Source organism: Lelliottia jeotgali (assembly GCF_977070485.1).
Map to the genome: position 1 here is coordinate 62,040 of NZ_CDRVFO010000015.1, position 15,544 is coordinate 77,583.

Consider the following 15,544-nt stretch of genomic DNA (forward strand, 5'->3'; position numbering starts at 1 on the left):
TTTATCATTGTCGCGACTTCAATCCATATGGGGGCCTGTTCATGGCATCACGTAAAGACGCTGCGCCAGCACCTTCGCAACCTAAGCGGAGCGCCAAAACGATCACCATGCGCGACGACTACCATGAGCGCCTTCGCAAGCAGGCATTCGAACAAAACACTGCTATGTCATTCCTGATCGAGCAGGCACTTGAGATGATGTGGGGCATCGAGTCAACTCCACCCACGAAGTAACCCCTCAAAGCGGGTTCGCAATGAGCCCTGCTTAGCGCCTTTTTGCCACAAATCCCCTCCCCCTCCCCTTTCAGATGCTCTCAGCCTTCGCTTGCTGCGGCGTAGGCGCCTGCGCGAGTGCTTGGGCCGCTCATATCGTTGCTACTAGCAACACAATCGGCCAAAAGATTCAGGTTATCAGGCTAAAAAATGAAAATAACCTGAATTCCACGGTTTACAACAGGAGTTCAGGATCTATACTGAATGCAACAGCAAAACGGAGAAGTGCTATGAACTCGAATGTGGAAATGGTCGAAGATGTTGCAACCTACGTGGATTTCAATGAGTTGTTTTTCACGCCCCGTTTCGCCGCGGACTGCTTTGGCCTTACGACTCGGCGCCTGAAAGACATCGAAGAATCGAACAACATCGAGATCCGTCGTGTGCCGCGCGGAACCGTGACCTCCCGGGTTTATACGCCATCGGACCTTTTCGATTTGGCAGCACTTCGCCGTGAACTTGGTCACTTGAAGGGCTTGGCGCGCCAGGTGGTCATGTCCACCTACATCTCGAAGGGTGGCACCAACAAAACCACCACAGCGGTCGGCCAGGCCATTACCTGTTCTCTCGCCGGGTTGCGCGTTCTTTTGGTCGACAATGATCCCCAGGGTGATACGTCGAGCATGCTCGGCTACGACCCGGACGCTACTCCAGAAGATCTGCAGGAGCTTGGAATTCCTGCTGACCGCATCGTTGATGGTCACCTCGGCCACTTGATCAGCCCAATGCTTCGCATGCGTTCGTTCCAACCCAAAACGCTTGATGAAGTCATCAAGAAACCCTTTGGTGAAAATGGCCCCCACCTGATCCCAGCCGACGCATCGCTAGAAGACCTGGGCGTGGCGTTGGACGCAGCCAATAATTCGGATATGTGGTACGCGAAGTGGGTTGAAGATGGTAAAGCCGGCAAGATTTCAGGCTGCGACCTATCGCAATACGACGTCATCATTTTCGATAACGCCCCCGCAGGCTCGCGCCTGACCAAGAACTCGGTAGCGGCAAGCGATCTGCTCATGAGCCCAGTTCGAATGGACAAATTCTCATTCAAGGCGATCTTGCGACTGCATGACTGGTGCGCTGGTTTCGCACGCGAATACGGTTTCGCCCCTGAACTGGTAGCTGTGCCGACCATGTTTGCAAAGGGGCGTCCTCGGATGTTGAACAACCTGTACAGACTGAACCAGCTTTTCCCAGGTCGCGTGACAGAGGAAAAGATTTATCACTCTGCAGACTATGTGAACTCCCTCGATGACGGTGTCCCCCTGATGTTCTGGAAGGGTGCTAATCGGGACACCATCGACAACGCTCGCGCAGTGCATGCCGAGGTTCTGGAGAAGATCCGCCGTGTTGCTGCTCAGCCCCAAGAGTGAGTGTTGCTACTAGCAACAGGGCTCATATTCTCAAAGGTGTTGCTACTAGCAACACGCAACGATTTTGTTGCTAGTAGCAACAGCAGATTGGAGTGTTGCTAGTAGCAACACAGGAGGGTGATTAATGAAATCCACCGACTACCCAGGCAAGCCAAGCACGGCAATGGCATCACTGCGCAAGCCTACGGAAATGCCGCCAACCACAGGTAGCCGTGGCAGCAGGGCGGCGATGCTCCAGCAGGCCATGGGATCTGAGCATGAGACTGATAACAAGCATCTCATTGCTCAAGGCGCTCAAGAAGGTCAACTCATACTCAAGGACGAATGGCTCGAGGAGGTCCTGGTTGAGCAGATCGATCCCTCGCCGTATCAGCCAAGGATGTTCTTCGATCAAGCCAAGCTTGAAGAGCTCGCTGGCTCGATTGACTCTGTGGGCCTGGGTAAACCGATTACAATCCGGCCTGTAGGGGAGCGTTTCGAGCTTATCGGCGGTGAATGCCGATGGCGGGCTCACAAAATGCTGGGTCGCGACAAAATCATGGCTCATGTAAAGCCAATGTCAGACGACATGGCGATGCTTTTGGCAATCACCGACAACCTCCAAAATGAGCTCACTGATTACGAAAAAGCTGTGAGTTATCAGCGATACATGCTGAAAGGCGCTGATAAAAGCCAGCGGGCATTGGCTCGACGCCTTGGTGTAGATCACACAGTCGTGAACCGCTGCCTTGACCTTATTCAGCTGCCCGAACAGATCAAGGAAATTCTGGACACCAAACCCCACTTGATTACAGCGAACTATGCGAAAAAGTTTGTAGAGCATTCAAAGGCGGATGTGAACATCGTCCATCGCATTGTGATTCAAATGGCCGAGAAGGGGACTGGCCAGGAGGCCGCGCTTCGCATGATTGGGCAGAAGCTTGCTGCTTGTAGCGGTCCTAAGCCCATGATGGCAGAACCTCGGAAGCTGCAAGGGGTTGGCTCAGTTCGTTTGAATGGGCGCAAGCTTGAATTCAAGATCGATAAGGAAGTGGACCCTCAGAAAATCATGGACAAGCTCGCAGCTTTCCTTGATTCGATTGATGCTTCTGAATTTGCGACACAAGGCACGCGAAATTGAGCATGGCCAAGCCCGCCCCGATCGGGGTGGGTTCAATCAGCTAACGGAGCGAAACGCATGGGAATGCCTAGTGAACCACATCACGTCAGGTACGTTCTGAGCCTGGCTAGGCAATGTCCGTTTCCAGACTGGCTCTTGCTAGAGCTGCCAAGCGGCGAGTGGGGTGCATTCTGGCAAGCAGGGCTTGATGGAACATGGGCGACCGCTGTGTGGGAGGGGGATTTTACCGCGTGCTCGTTGGTGCATGCTGATAGACAAGTAGTGCTTAGCCACATGGAAAAGTACCAGACAATGTAACTCGGGCCAGCGTGGCATACTCGCATTAATATCATTGAATGCGTACGTACGTGTAAAATGTTCTTGTGTTAGACATCCTGCAGGCGAGGCGGCTACCTCCCCTGCAGGCCCACCAGTCTAGGAGCAAGAGCATGAATGGTTTTTCTCCCGTCCGATCTTCCCCAAGCAGTGCCCCAGAGCATCAGCGCTCACTCACACCAATTCCAGTGAGCCAATTTGTGACCCCATATGCTTCAGTTCTTCAGCAAATGTCGGAGGAGGGCGTTCATCGCCTATTCACAGCCCCTTTGGCAAGAGAGGTTATCCGACTCAGCGCCAAGGCTCGGACTCACGGCATGCTGTCCCTGGACGATGCTGCTGATGTCATCAGCACCTGGAGACAAGAGGCTGTGTCTCAAGGTTCGACGGGCGATAACAGCGATAAAGTTGTGCTGTCGCTGTTTGATAAGAGCGGGCAATGGTCTGACCCTTGGGTTGAGGCCGGCTACCAGGTATACCGGTTTGATATTCAAGACAACCCAGAGCTGGGTGACGTCAGCAAATTCGACGTTGAGTTCTTCATGGAGTACTTCGGCGACTTCGAAGGGGCAGAGGTGTACGCGATCATCGCAGCTTGCCCTTGCACTGATTTTGCGAACTCAGGGGCAAGGCACTTTGCAGCCAAGGATCTCGATGGGCGCACTGCGGCCTCAATAGAGCTGGTTCATCAGACTCTGCGACTGGTCGAGTATTATCGGCCGTCGATCTGGGCGATTGAAAATCCAGTAGGTCGAATCGAGAAGCTAGCTGGTCTTCCACCGTGGCGCCTCAGCTTCAACCCCTGCGATCTCGGCGAGCCTTACACGAAGAAAACCCTCATATGGGGCCGCTTCAACGCAGACTTACCCGTTGCACCTGTCCATCCCACCGAGGGCTCAAAAATGCACACGCAGTACGGTGGGAGCAGCCTGGCCACGAAGAATGCACGTAGCGTGACACCAGCAGGATTTGCTTACGCCTTCTTCATGGCCAACAACGCCTATCACCATCCAGCCTTGGAAATTGCCGGGAAATATGACCGCATCGATCCTCGGCTCCTATCGATGGCCATTGAGAACGGTTTGAAGCTTCAAGATCTCTCCAACCTCTTGGACGATGCCTACTATGACTGCGATGACGATGCCGTGACCAAGCTGTTGAGTGACCTTCTGGTCGAAAAGTCCTTTTCGGTGGTCGAGTCCACCGGGCAATTGGCAATGCTGATCTAGGTAGACGCCTGATCCGCCTAGTGCGCCGGGCGGATCTTTCCAAGTGTTGCTAGTAGCAACAGCTGAATGTTGCTACTAGCAACAGCCTGAATGGCTGTTTTTACAGAGTGCGAAAGGGCAGGGCACAGGCCTTTTTTTGTATGCTATATTCTGTATTCAAGACATTATACGGAATTAGCAATATGTCACTTGAAACCTTCAACCACGACGAATTGCTCCAGGAAGTGAAATTGATCCTGGATGGCTCTCATCCCACCTACAAAGGCAGAGAAGGTGCCGGCCGGTTCCTGCGGGGTGTAGGCCGAGACTTCAATTCGGAAGAGTTTGCCAAAGATCTCGACCAGCACCGGGACGATTACGCCCAGCGGTTCGGACTGGACACACCCCAAATCGAATGGATCGCGCAACAGGTGAGGGCTGGGTGTGAAACCCCGGATCGTCCTCGCCGCCGTATGCGCTGAGATGTGCTTTGCAACCATTTCGAAACCCATGAAGGAGGTGCCTCGTGCTTCTACCTTTTGAGCTTGACCCGCAGATCATTCATCACATCATCTACAGCCAGGCCGGTTCCATCGGCAAGGCAGTGATCGAGTTGATCATGAACTCGGTTGACGCAAAGGCCACCACGGTGAGGCTCACCATGACCAAGGCTGGATTCGATTGCGTCGACGACGGTACCGGTTTTGCGAGCCGTGAGGATGTTGTGCGCTACTTCGGCCGATTCGGCACGCCGCATCAAGAAGGCGATGCGACTTACGGGCGGTTCCGTCTGGGGCGCGGCCAAATCATGGCGCATGCCAGGACTGAGTGGGTATCCAATCGCTGGTCGATGCAGGTTGATACTCGGGTCATGGGGTACAGCTACGAGCTTGAGGATCTCCAGGAACCGTCTAACGGGTGCAGTATCACCGGCACCTGGTACGAAGCCCTCAATGACCTTGAGCTGATGTCTGCGGTGCAGGAGATACGCGATTTGGTTCGTTACACGCCCATTAGCGTTGAGCTGAACGGGCGTGTCATTACGCGCAATCCGGCAAGTGAAAAATGGGATTTCGAGGACGACTTTGCTTACTACCGGGCCAAAGAAGAAGGCCCCGTCTCGATCTACAACCAAGGTGTGCTGATTCGACATGATTCTTCTCATGTCTGGGGAGCTGGAGGCCTGATCGTCTCGAAAAAGGCTATCAACCTTAACGTTTCCCGCACAGAAATCCTGCGCAAAACCTGCCCCGTATGGAAACCGATCGCCAAAGAGTTCAGGCGCCTGGCCGAGGCTGTATCGGCAAAGCTAGGGGATCACCGTAAGACCGAAGCCCGTCGGGAAAAATCGGCGCGATCGTTGCTCAGCGGTGACGAGAATATCTGTGAAGTGTTTGCAAAGGAGGAGGTGATCACGCTGCTCCCTGGCAAGCGGCACATCACGCTGATGGAGTTCCGACTCAAGGCATTCAACTGGCACAAGGGAACATACACCCTGATCGAGCATGGGGACGATATTCCCAAGGGCGAGGCTATTGCTCGTGAAGGTCTGATTCAAATTGTCCACCCTAAGACCTTGGAACGGTTCGGCTGCCACAATCACATCGATTTCGAGGAAGCGCTTGATCGCGCCCTTTGCAACGTCAGTGAGGCAGCACAGGCCTTCGAAGAACGCGGCGAACGTGCTCCATGGTTCTGGCGTGGAAAAGCGCTCGATGCGCCATCTCTGGCCGCATATTCCACGTTCCGAAATGCCTTCATCGAAAGAACGCAGATCGTTGACGACCGCCAAACGCTGGACAAGGAGACGCGCAGAGCGTGGACAGCGCTGCGGTGGTGCCTCCAGCACTATGCCGGCGCATGTATTGGGGCAGAACGATACAGGGATGGAACCCTTCGCCACGGCGAAAAGCGGATGCAAATCCTGCTGGGTGAATCGAACACTGCTGAGGCTTGGACAGATGGGCGAACCTACTTGGCTATCGGTAGCGATATTGTCAAACGGCTCAATAGCAAGCCACTAGAGACAGTTGCTTACATCTTCGGCCTGGTCGAACACGAAGTTGCTCACCAGGGCGACAGCATCGCATGTGGCCATGATGAGGCCTTCTATCAGCGTTACCACGATATCTCGATCCGAATGGCCCCCGAGCGTCAGCGGTTCATGCACAAATGGCTCATGAAATACACCATGAGCTTGGAGCGGGAAGGGCAGAAAAGCCGGGGCAGGGCATGGAGCGAGCGATATCTCGTCGACCGAGTAGGCAGCGGCCGTATGAAGCGCGGACTTTCCCCGGTCATTGAGGACGTGTCGGCAGATCCTATTGTCACCGAAGCCGTTCCAGAGCAAAGCATGGCGTTGCTGAATATCATCAACGCTTCATTGGTTCAGACAGGTGCATGCCCCGAGCCGCCGAACTGGGAGGCGGTTCGGGAGCAGGCGCGCATCGATCAACAGGCTGTTACTGAGCGTGCGCGTGATGCGCATGAAAAACGAAAAGCGGAAGACGCCGAGTTGGAGCGCTACATCAACAGCGTTGAAGACGACGCCGCCGCCGATGTGCAAAAACTCCTCGAGCTCGAAGCGGCAGAATTCCCCCAGGGCGTCCTGGCTTATCTGGTCAGCTCCATGGTGTATGGAGGGTACTCTGATGACGACATCAAACGCGCTTGGGCAAACAAGGAATGGGAACAGCAAGATCACCCAGGTGAGTATTACCACGAAGACTTCGACCCAGACGAACCTATCGATCCGGAGCTTGAAGCCGCTATGGAAGCAGAATTCGAACGCGAAATGGCGAAGGAAAAGCCGATCGCGGACGAGCTATGGCGCGTCGACGAGGATTGCCGCGAGTTCGTCTATGAAGGTGAGAATTTCTGGTTGCTTGAGCGTAATGCCGCAGCTGCTGGATTCAGTCGCGTCGAGACTTATTTGAAATGGCGGCACCAAGAGTCCGAGGCCTAGCGCGCCAGGTGGCTTGCTGGCCGGTGCTATCCAGCGCGACAAGTCACCCCGTCTACCACCGGCTCTACCAACAGTAATTGGCACGAGGTCGTGTCGAGAAGAGGAGAGACATCATGGCTCGAGGAGTAAACAAAGTCATTCTGGTCGGCACCTGTGGCCAGGATCCCGAAGTCCGCTACCTGCCTAATGGCAACGCCGTCACCAACCTTAGCTTGGCTACCAGCGAGCAGTGGAATGACAAGCAGTCGGGCCAAAAGGTCGAGCGTACCGAGTGGCACCGTGTGTCGCTGTTCGGTAAGGTAGCCGAAATCGCCGGAGAATATCTGCGCAAGGGTTCGCAGGTTTATATAGAAGGCAAACTGCAGACCCGGGAGTGGGAAAAGGACGGCATCAAACGCTACACCACCGAGATCATTGTCGACATCAACGGCACCATGCAGCTGCTCGGTGGCCGTCCGCAAGGCCAACAGCAGGGCGGCGATCAGCATTACCAGGCTGGCCACCAGCAAACACCACGTCAGCCGCCGCGCCGGGCTCCCGACCAACCAGCACCCCAACCGGAGCCTGACTTTGATAACTTTGATGACGATTTGCCGTTCTAGCCTTTAGGGTCTGCCGTTTCGCATTTAACCTGGCCCCTATTCAACTATCCGTTGAATAATCGCTCAGGGGTTGGTAGAGTTTGTCTTGAGGACTGCAAACGCGCATTTCCGGGCTTGGCTGTCCAGTATTGGCCCCCCGGACTTTCGGCAGCAGTGAAACTGGTACTCACTGACGTAGGGACAATCGATAGGCCACCTTCGTATGGCTGCTTGACTCGATTGGATTCTGACCCAAGAGACACGGAAACGAGCCTCAAAGCTAAAGAATCGCTGCGACTATAGCCTCTCGAACCAAGAAGAAAGCGGCCCTCGGGCCGCTTTTTTCATGCCCGGTTTTTGGCAATGGTGCCAACCTGAATGCCCATGGGCTTGGTGCGCGGCGTCCAGGTGACCACTGAATAGTGAAACCCCAGGTTGCGATCCATCAGCGGCTCCAGCAGCAATGTCCCATCCTGCGTGCGCAGGATCGTGATGCGATTCATCGCCGCTCGAGGATGCGCGGAATCATGGTAAAGCTCTGCGCCCAGGACAATGAGATTCGCCACGAACAGCGGCACATCGTCAGCCTTGGTGCAGCCTCGACTGCGCAGCTCCTTTTTCTTGCCTTCCCAGATGTGCTTGACACCGTAGCCAGCGGCGGGCTGTCCGGGCCTCATCCGGTGCAGGCCGGCCTTCAGGTAGACGGAAGCTTCAGCAGCGCCCAGACGGACAATCTCCGGAATCACGCCGAACACATGGCCCCCATTCGGGTGCTCGATCAGCTGGTTCGGCTTGAGTTTAAGAATTCCTGTCACGCGGCCCCCGAGTCATTGTGGTGGCATATTACCTTCAAGCCTGTCTGTGCGGGCTTTGTTTTATCTCCCCCGCATGCCTTGAGGATGCTTTTTTTGTCACCGGCATCCGACCTTCCAAAGTTGGTCCCAGCTGGTCATATAACTGGGGCTTAGCAGAGCCCGGCGCATACCCCAGTCCGGCGTCAGCGGAACGGCAGCAGTGCGCAAGCAGTCATGCCCCCACCGACGATTGATCCGATCCATGGCAGCCATGAGTGCGTCGGAGCGCTCAGGCTGGCTCGGGCTGAAAAGGTCCTGCGTGAACTCCCCTCGCTTGCGCAGATCCATCAGCAAGACTTCGGCCTTGCTGTACGCGAAACCTGGCCGGTAGATCTGCTCGACCGCCTGCAGGGCGCATTTGGTCAACTGGCGTACATCGTCGGTAGGGTAGGGCGGTATGCACGTTGCCGCGTTCGCATACTTCGCCCCGTCCCCGTGAAACGAAGTCTGGATGCCTATCCGCATGGCCCCGCACAGCGAGCGCTGCATGCGCAGCTTCTCGGCGGCACGGTGTATGTATGTCGCCAAGGCCTCCTGTAGGCCTTTGAGCGTATGGACGCGCTGACCGAACATTTTGCTTGAGCAGATCGATTGCTTGGGCGCTACGGATTGCTCCAGGTCCATGCAGGACTCGCCCTGCAGCTCACGTATCGTACGTTCAAGCACTACGCTGTATTTGCGTCCCATGGCCCTGGCGTCCGCCCGGGAGAGCTCCCAAGCTGTGCTGATACCGTCGCTTGCGAGGTTTTCCCGCATGCGTCTGCCAATGCCCCATACCTCATCGACCGGCATGCGTCTGAGCAGCCATTCAACGGCTTCCGGCTTGCGCAGGTCGACGACGCCGCCAGTTCTTTCCCGCCAAACCTTTGAGGCGTGCTGCGCAGCCTTGGCTAGGGTCTTCGTGTGACCGATGCCAATGCCGACCGGCAGCGCTGTCCACTGCAGCACGCGGGTTTGAATGGCCCTGCCAACATCAGCGATCGGCTCAGGTAGCCCGTCCAGTCGAACAAACAGCTCATCGATGGAGTATCGCTCCCAGTCCGGCACCAACGACGCGATGGCGACACCGCATCGATGACTCAATTCCCCGTAGAGGGTGTAATTACTGCTGAACACGGCGACGCCATGCCGCTCCAGAAACGAGCGCACCTTGAAATAGGGATCTCCCATTTTCAGACCGAGCGCTTTCGCTTCAGGGGTACGTGCCACGATGCAGCCGTCCGAGTTGGACAATACGACGACTGGGCGCTGTCGCAGCTCTGGTCTGAAAATGCGTTCACAGCTGCAGTAGAACGAGTTGACGTCCACCAGGCCGAAGATAGGCTGATGATTAGTGTGCATGGGGCGTCAGGTCCCATGTCACGACGCCGAACACTTCAATGGTGCCATATTCGCTGGGAGCGATGCTCTTGTACGCTGGATTTGCCGACTCCAATACCCACCCTGCAGCTGACCTGGCCAGCCGCTTCACTAGAGGTTGATTGTCGACGTAAGCTAGTACGATATGGCCGGCAGTCGGAGAAATTGATCGGTCGACTACCAGGAGGCTACCATCGAAGATGCCGGCGTCGCGCATGCTGTCACCTTCAACCTGGACGATCCAGACGTGAGGAGCACGAATATTCATGCGCTCATCCAGGGACAGAGGGGCTTCGTAGTAGTCAGCCGCGGGGCTTGGGAAACCGCCCGCTGCAGTACCAGCCAAGACTTGGAGCAGCTGCGTCGACGGCGCCAGTGGATACGGCGTGAGGGCATTCATAAAAGACACCAGCAATTACTGTTTGCATATACAGTAATCCAGCAATCGCTGCGCGACTAGCGTCGGTTAGACAAAAGGCGTTTCCAGGAGCTGACAGTCCCTGAGATTTCCGCCTATAGTACCCTAACAGATATATGCTTTAGTTAGGGCAAAACTATGCAAGTGCTCGAAAAAGAAAGGCTGTTACAGATCTATGAAGAGGAGATAGAGGCCGCGTATGCCGAGCTTCTTGATGCGTTTATGAACATGCTGACGCTTGGGGTAGGGGATCCCAGGTCTATGGCTGGTCGATGCGGCGCACGGGTTGCTGCAGCGCACAAGCGGTGCAAGCGAGGATTAGTGTTTTCCGAGCTGGTGATTGCTCGTGATGCTGGCTTGGACATCACCCCTACAGTTGCTGAGCACGTGTGTGAACGGCTAATCGGCCGTGGGGTAGATTTCCGAAAGGCGCTAACTTTCTTTGGTACGCCTGGCCGTACCGCAGCGCAAAAATCTGGCGTGGTCCAGGAAGACATGGCCAGTATTGAAGCGCAGCTGTCTCCGCAGGTGAGTTTGCTCATATACGAGATGACGGTGATCCGTGAGCGCCACAAGGAAGAGTACGTCGACCGCGTCGAGGCCGCGGTCAAAGAGCTCCAAGGAAATTCAGGAGCCTAATAAATAGATGCGTTAGTTAGCCTAAAACATATATGTTTTAGGCTATAAATGGGCAACCGTCGCGCTAGGGAGGACAGGCTTCACACGATCAGTCTCTTGCGGCGCTGGGCGACAGCTTGTCTGGAGCAGCCTGCGCGGCGTGCAATCTCCGCGTTACTTGTGGTCGGGAGAAGATGATCGAAATCTTCCAGCTTTTGCCCTTGGCGGGGTTCGTAAATATCCACTTTCAATAGCCGTCGCCGGCGGCCAATTTCGTACGCAGTGACGCAGAATATTTTTGCCAGGGCTACGTCCGACATAGTGCCCAAGAGCGGGTCATAGGGTTTGCTGATCGTTTTGTCGTCCGCATATGGTGGGATGCCTTTATTGGCCCGACGGATCTGGACCGCATTAGTAGTCGTGCCCGCCAGGTAGGCCACAATGCGGTCGTAGCATTGGCCAAGAAGCCAGTCGTAGGGTTCGATCTTGGAATATTTGGGCATCGCTGCTTCCAGGCTGGATGTGACCGGTTGAAGTGCTTGAAGACGCGCACGGTAGCGCAGTAGAAGAAACTTAGCCTAATACATATATGTGTTAGCTATGCCGCCGCGCCATTGCCTTCACATAAAAGTATGTACATACGTACGTACGCATATTATCATTTGTGCATTCTCACCAGGTAATCGGAGGCTGGAATGTACGACGCAGTGATCGCCAAAGAAGCGTGCTCCCTTGGGCACGCTACACATTCCCATGAGCGCCACCATGCTGATCAATGATGGGCAGCACCGGCGCCTGGCTATCGAAATGGCACTGCGCAACGACGAGACGCTGCGCCATGAAACGGCGCCGGTACAGATTCACTTTGACCAAGGCCTGCAGCGCTCTCAACAGATCTTTGCTGACATCAACAGCAAGGCGGTGAAGCCGTCCAGCGCGATCAATGCGCTGTATGATCATCGCAATCCATACAACACCTGGCTCCAGGATCTCCTCACACAGCTTCCTGCGATCAAGCGCAAGATCGACTTCGAGAACGGTACTCCGGGCATGCGTTCGTCCAAGCTCTGGAGCCTGATTGCCTTCAAAAAATTCGTGACACTGCTTACGGGGCTCAGTGAGAAAACTATCACTGGCCTGAGTGATGATGAGCTAATGGACTGCGCCGATCTTGTGCGTGAGTTCCTCGAAGGTTGTGAGAAGTACATCCCCCAGTGGGGCAATATGGTTTCCGGCAAGATCGCTGCCTCGGATGTGCGTGAGAATTTCGTCATTGGACACGCGGTCTTCCTGGAGGCGCTTGGGACGTTCGGTCGTGAAGCGCTGTTTTACGGTACGCATCTATCGCCTCAAGAGAAGAGCGCCAAGGTCATTGATCCAGGCAAGGCCAAGTGGCATGTGTTGAGACCGCTCGAGGCGCTTCAACCGTCAAAGAGCGACGGCATGTGGGAGAATCGGTGCGTGGTATTGGGCAAAATGCAGAAGACGGTCGACGGGACCAAAGCCACTGCCGCTCAGCTGCTTTCGATTGCCAACATTCCTATGCCGGAATCGCTGGCCGAATTGCACCAGCGCATCATCAAGTGAGTACACCGCAGCGAGGCGCGTAGGCGCCTCGATCACACTTCAAGGAGATCGATATGTCTGTAGGAACTGAAAGGCTGATACCGGTTGGTACTGCGCTGGTGGCTGTAGTCGCTGCGGCTTTCACGCACGGTGTGCTGCAGTTGCTACCGGAAGTAAGCTTTGCCGCACACGCCTGGATGATGCTCGGGGTGCTGATTGCGGTCGGCATACTCGGGACAGGTCTCTGGTGCGAGACCCAGCCTGATGGTATTGGAATGATCACTGCCGTAGGTGTTCTACCGCTGGCAGTTGGGTCGATCTGGGGAGGGCTTTGGCCTGGGATGACAGAGTGGGGAGCGGTCGGCCTTGCGTTTCCAGGGCAGACGCCACCGGTTGCTTGGTGGGCCTCGAGCGCGGTGAAGTGGGTAGGGCTCGCAGCGATTCTGGGTGGCGGGTACTACTGGCTGTATCGGAAAAATTTCCACTAATCCCGGGATGGATTGTTCGCGGAGGAACTCATGGAACTTGAAATCAGCACCCTTCAGAAGACAGCCCAGAACTGGCGCGATAGCAACCAATGCAATCAGGGAGGAATCGTCCTGGTCTGGCAGGGGACCGTATACGGTTGGAAAAATGAGTTGCGCGACCCTCAGCATGAGCAGCCAGGCGCTATCGCAGTGGACCCTGCCGGTCAGGTGTTCATCGCTGAAGGGGGGGATGCCTACAACGGTGCCACGCACTGGTCGCCAGTATGAAGGAGCTCGAAGAAATGGAGAGGATGTGGCTCGCGGCCGATACCGCCAGGAAAGTTGCGATCCGTGCTGCGCTACGCGACCGGATGCTTTGGCGGGACCAGCTGGTCAATGTCGTTTGCGGTGCAATCAAGGCTGTTTGCATTACGGTTGCACTCGGAATGGTGATTGAGCGAATCGGCTTGCCTGGGGACATCTCTCAAACGTTCGCAATTTATGTTACCGGCCCGTTTCTGGCTTTCAATCCATGGGCAATCTTCTGGCGCAATCTGTTCCGTGAACGTGCGAACGCGGCGTTTGATGATGCCCTGGAGAATCCGCGTCAATATTTGACCTTGTAGGTCGGCGAATCCTCCGGCCGCTGGCCACGCCGATCGTAAAGGCGCGTCGTGCTGATATTGGAATGTCCCAGCCAGGTCTGGACCTTCGCGATATCAGCCTCGTGCTCCAAAGCATTGGTTGCGGCAGTAGCCCGCAGCCCATGCACACCAAGGCCAGCCACCGCAATGCCGGCCGTTTTGGCCCAAAACCCGATGATCGAATAAATACCGTTGGCCAGCAAACGCGCCCCTGGGGTCCGTCCGCGAACAGAGCGAAACAATGGGCCCGTGGTCCGCTCGCCATCCGCTTCCAGGTATTGGTGGATCCGCTCTGCAGCCACTGGATGGAGTGGCAGGTAGCGCACCTTGCGACCTTTGCCATGCACCTTCAAATGACGAACGCCGCGGCGTTCCTGCAGGTCGTCGACATCCAACATAGCTGCCTCCTCACGACGCAATCCGTGGTATAGGAGAACCGCCAGCAGGGCTCGATCGCGAAGCCCCTTCACGCTATCCAGATCTGGAGCATCAAGTAGTGCCTTGGCCTGGTCGTCGCCCAGCGCCGGCGTTTTACCTTCATTGCTTTCATTCGGAGGCCGCTTGACGCCATGGACGGGATTGCCTCCCGCCACAGCGTTGCTGTCCAGCAGGTGATCAAACAGGCTGGTCAACGCAGCAAGCTTTCGCCGGATGGTTGCGGCGGACAACACTCTGCGCTCGAGGTCAGCTCGCCAAGCTAGAACATGGGCGCGTTGAACCTCTCTGAACTGGTCCGGATGGACAATGCCCACGAAAGCGGTGAAATCGCCGATATCGATGCTGTAGGCACGGCGGGTCTGCGGGTTATCAATGTTGGCCAACCACTCGGTAGCAGCTGGCACCTCAGATAGAGCCAGGTACTGCGCTTCAGTGAGTTTGCCAGGCTGCCTGGTTATCTGAATGTCTTTCATCAACGCATCCGCCGTCGTCTATTAGGCGTGCTGGTATCTACAGGATCGACAGGCTTAGCGTTCAGTAATCGCTCCCACCGTTGAGTTTCCGCATCCATCTCATCTTCACCACGGATTTCAGCGGCAATGGAGCCACCAGACTTTGCCAAGGCGGATTTTGCCTTCGACCAAAAGCCTAGTGCAGATCCCCAGACATGAACCGGCACGATCGGAACCCGGTGCTGTTCATGAAGCACTTTTAAAGTGGCCAGGCCATGGCCATTTGCGCGGTGCTGATCGTCCACATCAATCTTGTGAACGTACACGCGGTCGAGGATCGGGTTCAAACCGTATTCGATACTACCCACGCGCGTAGCGCCGGCATAAATGCCGGCGTAAATGGTCGGAGACGGATAACCAAATTGGAGCGGGTGCGAACTCTCCCGTTCAGTCACTAACTGAACGGATTGTTCGAGCTTGGTCGTTTTTGGGGATTTCCGGCGCGTGTGTTCGAAAAAATCACGCAGAGGGTCAAACCAGTCCACAAAACCTCTCCCTGTCCAAAATTGGTGATAACGTATTTTATCACCAATTTATGAACGCGGGGGGAGGGAGGCTATGCAGCGCTCAAGCGCGCTTGAAATGCTTCCATTTCTTTCATTGTGCTGATGTCTGGCACAAGCCTTGGACACAGGTTGAGCTGGGCAGAGATGTAGGCCAGGGTCCGAACACGGTCAACCGAGGTGTTCATTGCTTTTGCTACTCGTTTGGCTGCACCTGGTCGATTCAGGGCGCAATGCGCGGCTTCCAAGATTTCGGCAAGCAGGTCTTCATCGAGCTGTCTAAGCATGTCTTTCAAGTCCATAGGGTCCATCCTTCAGTGATCGGGCATCAAAT

General features: G+C 55.6%; 19 protein-coding genes. 11 read left to right on the top strand and 8 right to left on the bottom strand.

Annotated elements, in window-relative coordinates; translation table 11 throughout:
• Positions 1–41: 41 nt before the first annotated feature.
• From ACW4TB_RS20720 to ACW4TB_RS20735, 4 genes are all read left to right on the top strand, one after another.
• On the top strand, positions 42–233 hold the full coding sequence (locus ACW4TB_RS20720; RefSeq protein ID WP_125854362.1) for a hypothetical protein: 192 nt from the start codon (positions 42–44) through the stop codon (positions 231–233).
• Between the two features lie 269 nt (positions 234–502).
• Positions 503–1,642 (top strand): AAA family ATPase, encoded by a 1,140-nt coding sequence (locus tag ACW4TB_RS20725; protein WP_009682528.1) that lies wholly within the window; start codon positions 503–505, stop codon positions 1,640–1,642.
• A 124-nt stretch (positions 1,643–1,766) separates the two neighbouring features.
• On the top strand, positions 1,767–2,762 hold the full coding sequence (locus ACW4TB_RS20730; RefSeq protein WP_009682527.1) for a ParB/RepB/Spo0J family partition protein: 996 nt from the start codon (positions 1,767–1,769) through the stop codon (positions 2,760–2,762).
• A 632-nt stretch (positions 2,763–3,394) separates the two neighbouring features.
• Positions 3,395–4,306, top strand: coding sequence for a DNA cytosine methyltransferase (locus ACW4TB_RS20735; RefSeq protein WP_228393790.1), 912 nt, complete (start codon positions 3,395–3,397; stop codon positions 4,304–4,306).
• Between the two features lie 185 nt (positions 4,307–4,491).
• Here the strand turns inward: ACW4TB_RS20735 and ACW4TB_RS20740 are convergent, their stop codons facing one another.
• Positions 4,492–4,797, bottom strand: coding sequence for a hypothetical protein (locus tag ACW4TB_RS20740; protein ID WP_009682525.1), 306 nt, complete (start codon positions 4,795–4,797; stop codon positions 4,492–4,494).
• A gap of 14 nt (positions 4,798–4,811) precedes the next feature.
• Here ACW4TB_RS20740 and ACW4TB_RS20745 point away from each other — a divergent pair, with 14 nt between their 5' ends.
• Positions 4,812–7,250, top strand: a complete 2,439-nt coding sequence (locus ACW4TB_RS20745; RefSeq protein ID WP_009682524.1) for an ATP-binding protein — start codon at positions 4,812–4,814, stop codon at positions 7,248–7,250.
• Positions 7,251–7,360: 110 nt separating this feature from the next.
• Complete coding sequence (locus tag ACW4TB_RS20750) at positions 7,361–7,852, top strand: single-stranded DNA-binding protein (protein WP_455843065.1); 492 nt, start codon at positions 7,361–7,363, stop codon at positions 7,850–7,852.
• A gap of 323 nt (positions 7,853–8,175) precedes the next feature.
• On the opposite strand, the gene ACW4TB_RS20755 is transcribed toward ACW4TB_RS20750, so the two are convergent.
• The 3 genes from ACW4TB_RS20755 to ACW4TB_RS20765 all read right to left on the bottom strand — a co-directional run bounded on the left by ACW4TB_RS20755 (position 8,176) and on the right by ACW4TB_RS20765 (position 10,444).
• On the bottom strand, positions 8,176–8,646 hold the full coding sequence (locus tag ACW4TB_RS20755; RefSeq protein WP_009682522.1) for a hypothetical protein: 471 nt from the start codon (positions 8,644–8,646) through the stop codon (positions 8,176–8,178).
• A 96-nt stretch (positions 8,647–8,742) separates the two neighbouring features.
• Entirely contained in the window at positions 8,743–10,026 is a 1,284-nt protein-coding gene (locus ACW4TB_RS20760) for a Y-family DNA polymerase (RefSeq protein ID WP_009682521.1), read from the bottom strand.
• Positions 10,016–10,444: a LexA family protein gene (locus ACW4TB_RS20765; protein WP_009682520.1), complete on the bottom strand. Its 429-nt coding sequence runs from the start codon at positions 10,442–10,444 to the stop codon at positions 10,016–10,018. The genes ACW4TB_RS20760 and ACW4TB_RS20765 overlap by 11 nt, the downstream gene beginning before the upstream one ends.
• Before the next feature lie 156 nt (positions 10,445–10,600).
• On the opposite strand from ACW4TB_RS20765, the gene ACW4TB_RS20770 reads away from it, so the two are divergent.
• Positions 10,601–11,101, top strand: coding sequence for a hypothetical protein (locus tag ACW4TB_RS20770; RefSeq protein ID WP_009682519.1), 501 nt, complete (start codon positions 10,601–10,603; stop codon positions 11,099–11,101).
• Positions 11,102–11,181: 80 nt separating this feature from the next.
• On the opposite strand, the gene ACW4TB_RS20775 is transcribed toward ACW4TB_RS20770, so the two are convergent.
• A complete protein-coding gene (locus tag ACW4TB_RS20775) occupies positions 11,182–11,583 on the bottom strand; it encodes an AsnC family protein (RefSeq protein WP_009682518.1) in 402 nt (133 codons plus the stop codon).
• A gap of 229 nt (positions 11,584–11,812) precedes the next feature.
• Between ACW4TB_RS20775 and ACW4TB_RS20780 the strand changes: the two genes are divergently transcribed.
• The 4 genes from ACW4TB_RS20780 to ACW4TB_RS20795 are packed head-to-tail and all read left to right on the top strand — an operon-like array spanning position 11,813 to position 13,739.
• On the top strand, positions 11,813–12,667 hold the full coding sequence (locus tag ACW4TB_RS20780; RefSeq protein ID WP_255751494.1) for a DNA sulfur modification protein DndB: 855 nt from the start codon (positions 11,813–11,815) through the stop codon (positions 12,665–12,667).
• A 53-nt stretch (positions 12,668–12,720) separates the two neighbouring features.
• Positions 12,721–13,134, top strand: a complete 414-nt coding sequence (locus tag ACW4TB_RS20785; protein ID WP_009682516.1) for a hypothetical protein — start codon at positions 12,721–12,723, stop codon at positions 13,132–13,134.
• 30 nt (positions 13,135–13,164) lie between these two features.
• On the top strand, positions 13,165–13,401 hold the full coding sequence (locus ACW4TB_RS20790; protein ID WP_009682515.1) for a hypothetical protein: 237 nt from the start codon (positions 13,165–13,167) through the stop codon (positions 13,399–13,401).
• The gene (locus tag ACW4TB_RS20795; RefSeq protein ID WP_125854363.1) at positions 13,398–13,739 is read left to right on the top strand and encodes a hypothetical protein; all 342 of its coding nucleotides are present in this window, start codon (positions 13,398–13,400) and stop codon (positions 13,737–13,739) included. Before ACW4TB_RS20790 ends, ACW4TB_RS20795 begins: the two co-directional genes overlap by 4 nt.
• Here ACW4TB_RS20795 and ACW4TB_RS20800 read toward each other — a convergent pair.
• The 3 genes from ACW4TB_RS20800 to ACW4TB_RS20810 form a co-directional block, all read right to left on the bottom strand.
• The gene (locus ACW4TB_RS20800; protein ID WP_009682513.1) at positions 13,721–14,668 is read right to left on the bottom strand and encodes a tyrosine-type recombinase/integrase; all 948 of its coding nucleotides are present in this window, start codon (positions 14,666–14,668) and stop codon (positions 13,721–13,723) included. The two genes, ACW4TB_RS20795 and ACW4TB_RS20800, sit on opposite strands and share 19 nt — an antisense overlap.
• The gene (locus ACW4TB_RS20805; RefSeq protein WP_009682512.1) at positions 14,668–15,192 is read right to left on the bottom strand and encodes a hypothetical protein; all 525 of its coding nucleotides are present in this window, start codon (positions 15,190–15,192) and stop codon (positions 14,668–14,670) included. The genes ACW4TB_RS20800 and ACW4TB_RS20805 overlap by 1 nt, the downstream gene beginning before the upstream one ends.
• 71 nt (positions 15,193–15,263) lie before the next feature.
• Entirely contained in the window at positions 15,264–15,512 is a 249-nt protein-coding gene (locus ACW4TB_RS20810; protein ID WP_009682511.1) for a hypothetical protein, read from the bottom strand.
• Positions 15,513–15,544: the final 32 nt, after the last annotated feature.

Coding starts and splice junctions, on each gene's coding strand:
- ACW4TB_RS20720 (WP_125854362.1), top strand. CDS start 42: ATGGCATCACGTAAAGACGCTGCGCCAGCACCTTCGCAACCTAAGCGG.
- ACW4TB_RS20725 (WP_009682528.1), top strand. CDS start 503: ATGAACTCGAATGTGGAAATGGTCGAAGATGTTGCAACCTACGTGGAT.
- ACW4TB_RS20730 (WP_009682527.1), top strand. CDS start 1,767: ATGAAATCCACCGACTACCCAGGCAAGCCAAGCACGGCAATGGCATCA.
- ACW4TB_RS20735 (WP_228393790.1), top strand. CDS start 3,395: ATGCTGTCCCTGGACGATGCTGCTGATGTCATCAGCACCTGGAGACAA.
- ACW4TB_RS20740 (WP_009682525.1), bottom strand. CDS start 4,797: ATGGGTTTCGAAATGGTTGCAAAGCACATCTCAGCGCATACGGCGGCG.
- ACW4TB_RS20760 (WP_009682521.1), bottom strand. CDS start 10,026: ATGCACACTAATCATCAGCCTATCTTCGGCCTGGTGGACGTCAACTCG.
- ACW4TB_RS20765 (WP_009682520.1), bottom strand. CDS start 10,444: ATGAATGCCCTCACGCCGTATCCACTGGCGCCGTCGACGCAGCTGCTC.
- ACW4TB_RS20770 (WP_009682519.1), top strand. CDS start 10,601: ATGCAAGTGCTCGAAAAAGAAAGGCTGTTACAGATCTATGAAGAGGAG.
- ACW4TB_RS20775 (WP_009682518.1), bottom strand. CDS start 11,583: ATGCCCAAATATTCCAAGATCGAACCCTACGACTGGCTTCTTGGCCAA.
- ACW4TB_RS20785 (WP_009682516.1), top strand. CDS start 12,721: ATGTCTGTAGGAACTGAAAGGCTGATACCGGTTGGTACTGCGCTGGTG.
- ACW4TB_RS20790 (WP_009682515.1), top strand. CDS start 13,165: ATGGAACTTGAAATCAGCACCCTTCAGAAGACAGCCCAGAACTGGCGC.
- ACW4TB_RS20795 (WP_125854363.1), top strand. CDS start 13,398: ATGAAGGAGCTCGAAGAAATGGAGAGGATGTGGCTCGCGGCCGATACC.
- ACW4TB_RS20800 (WP_009682513.1), bottom strand. CDS start 14,668: ATGAAAGACATTCAGATAACCAGGCAGCCTGGCAAACTCACTGAAGCG.
- ACW4TB_RS20810 (WP_009682511.1), bottom strand. CDS start 15,512: ATGGACTTGAAAGACATGCTTAGACAGCTCGATGAAGACCTGCTTGCC.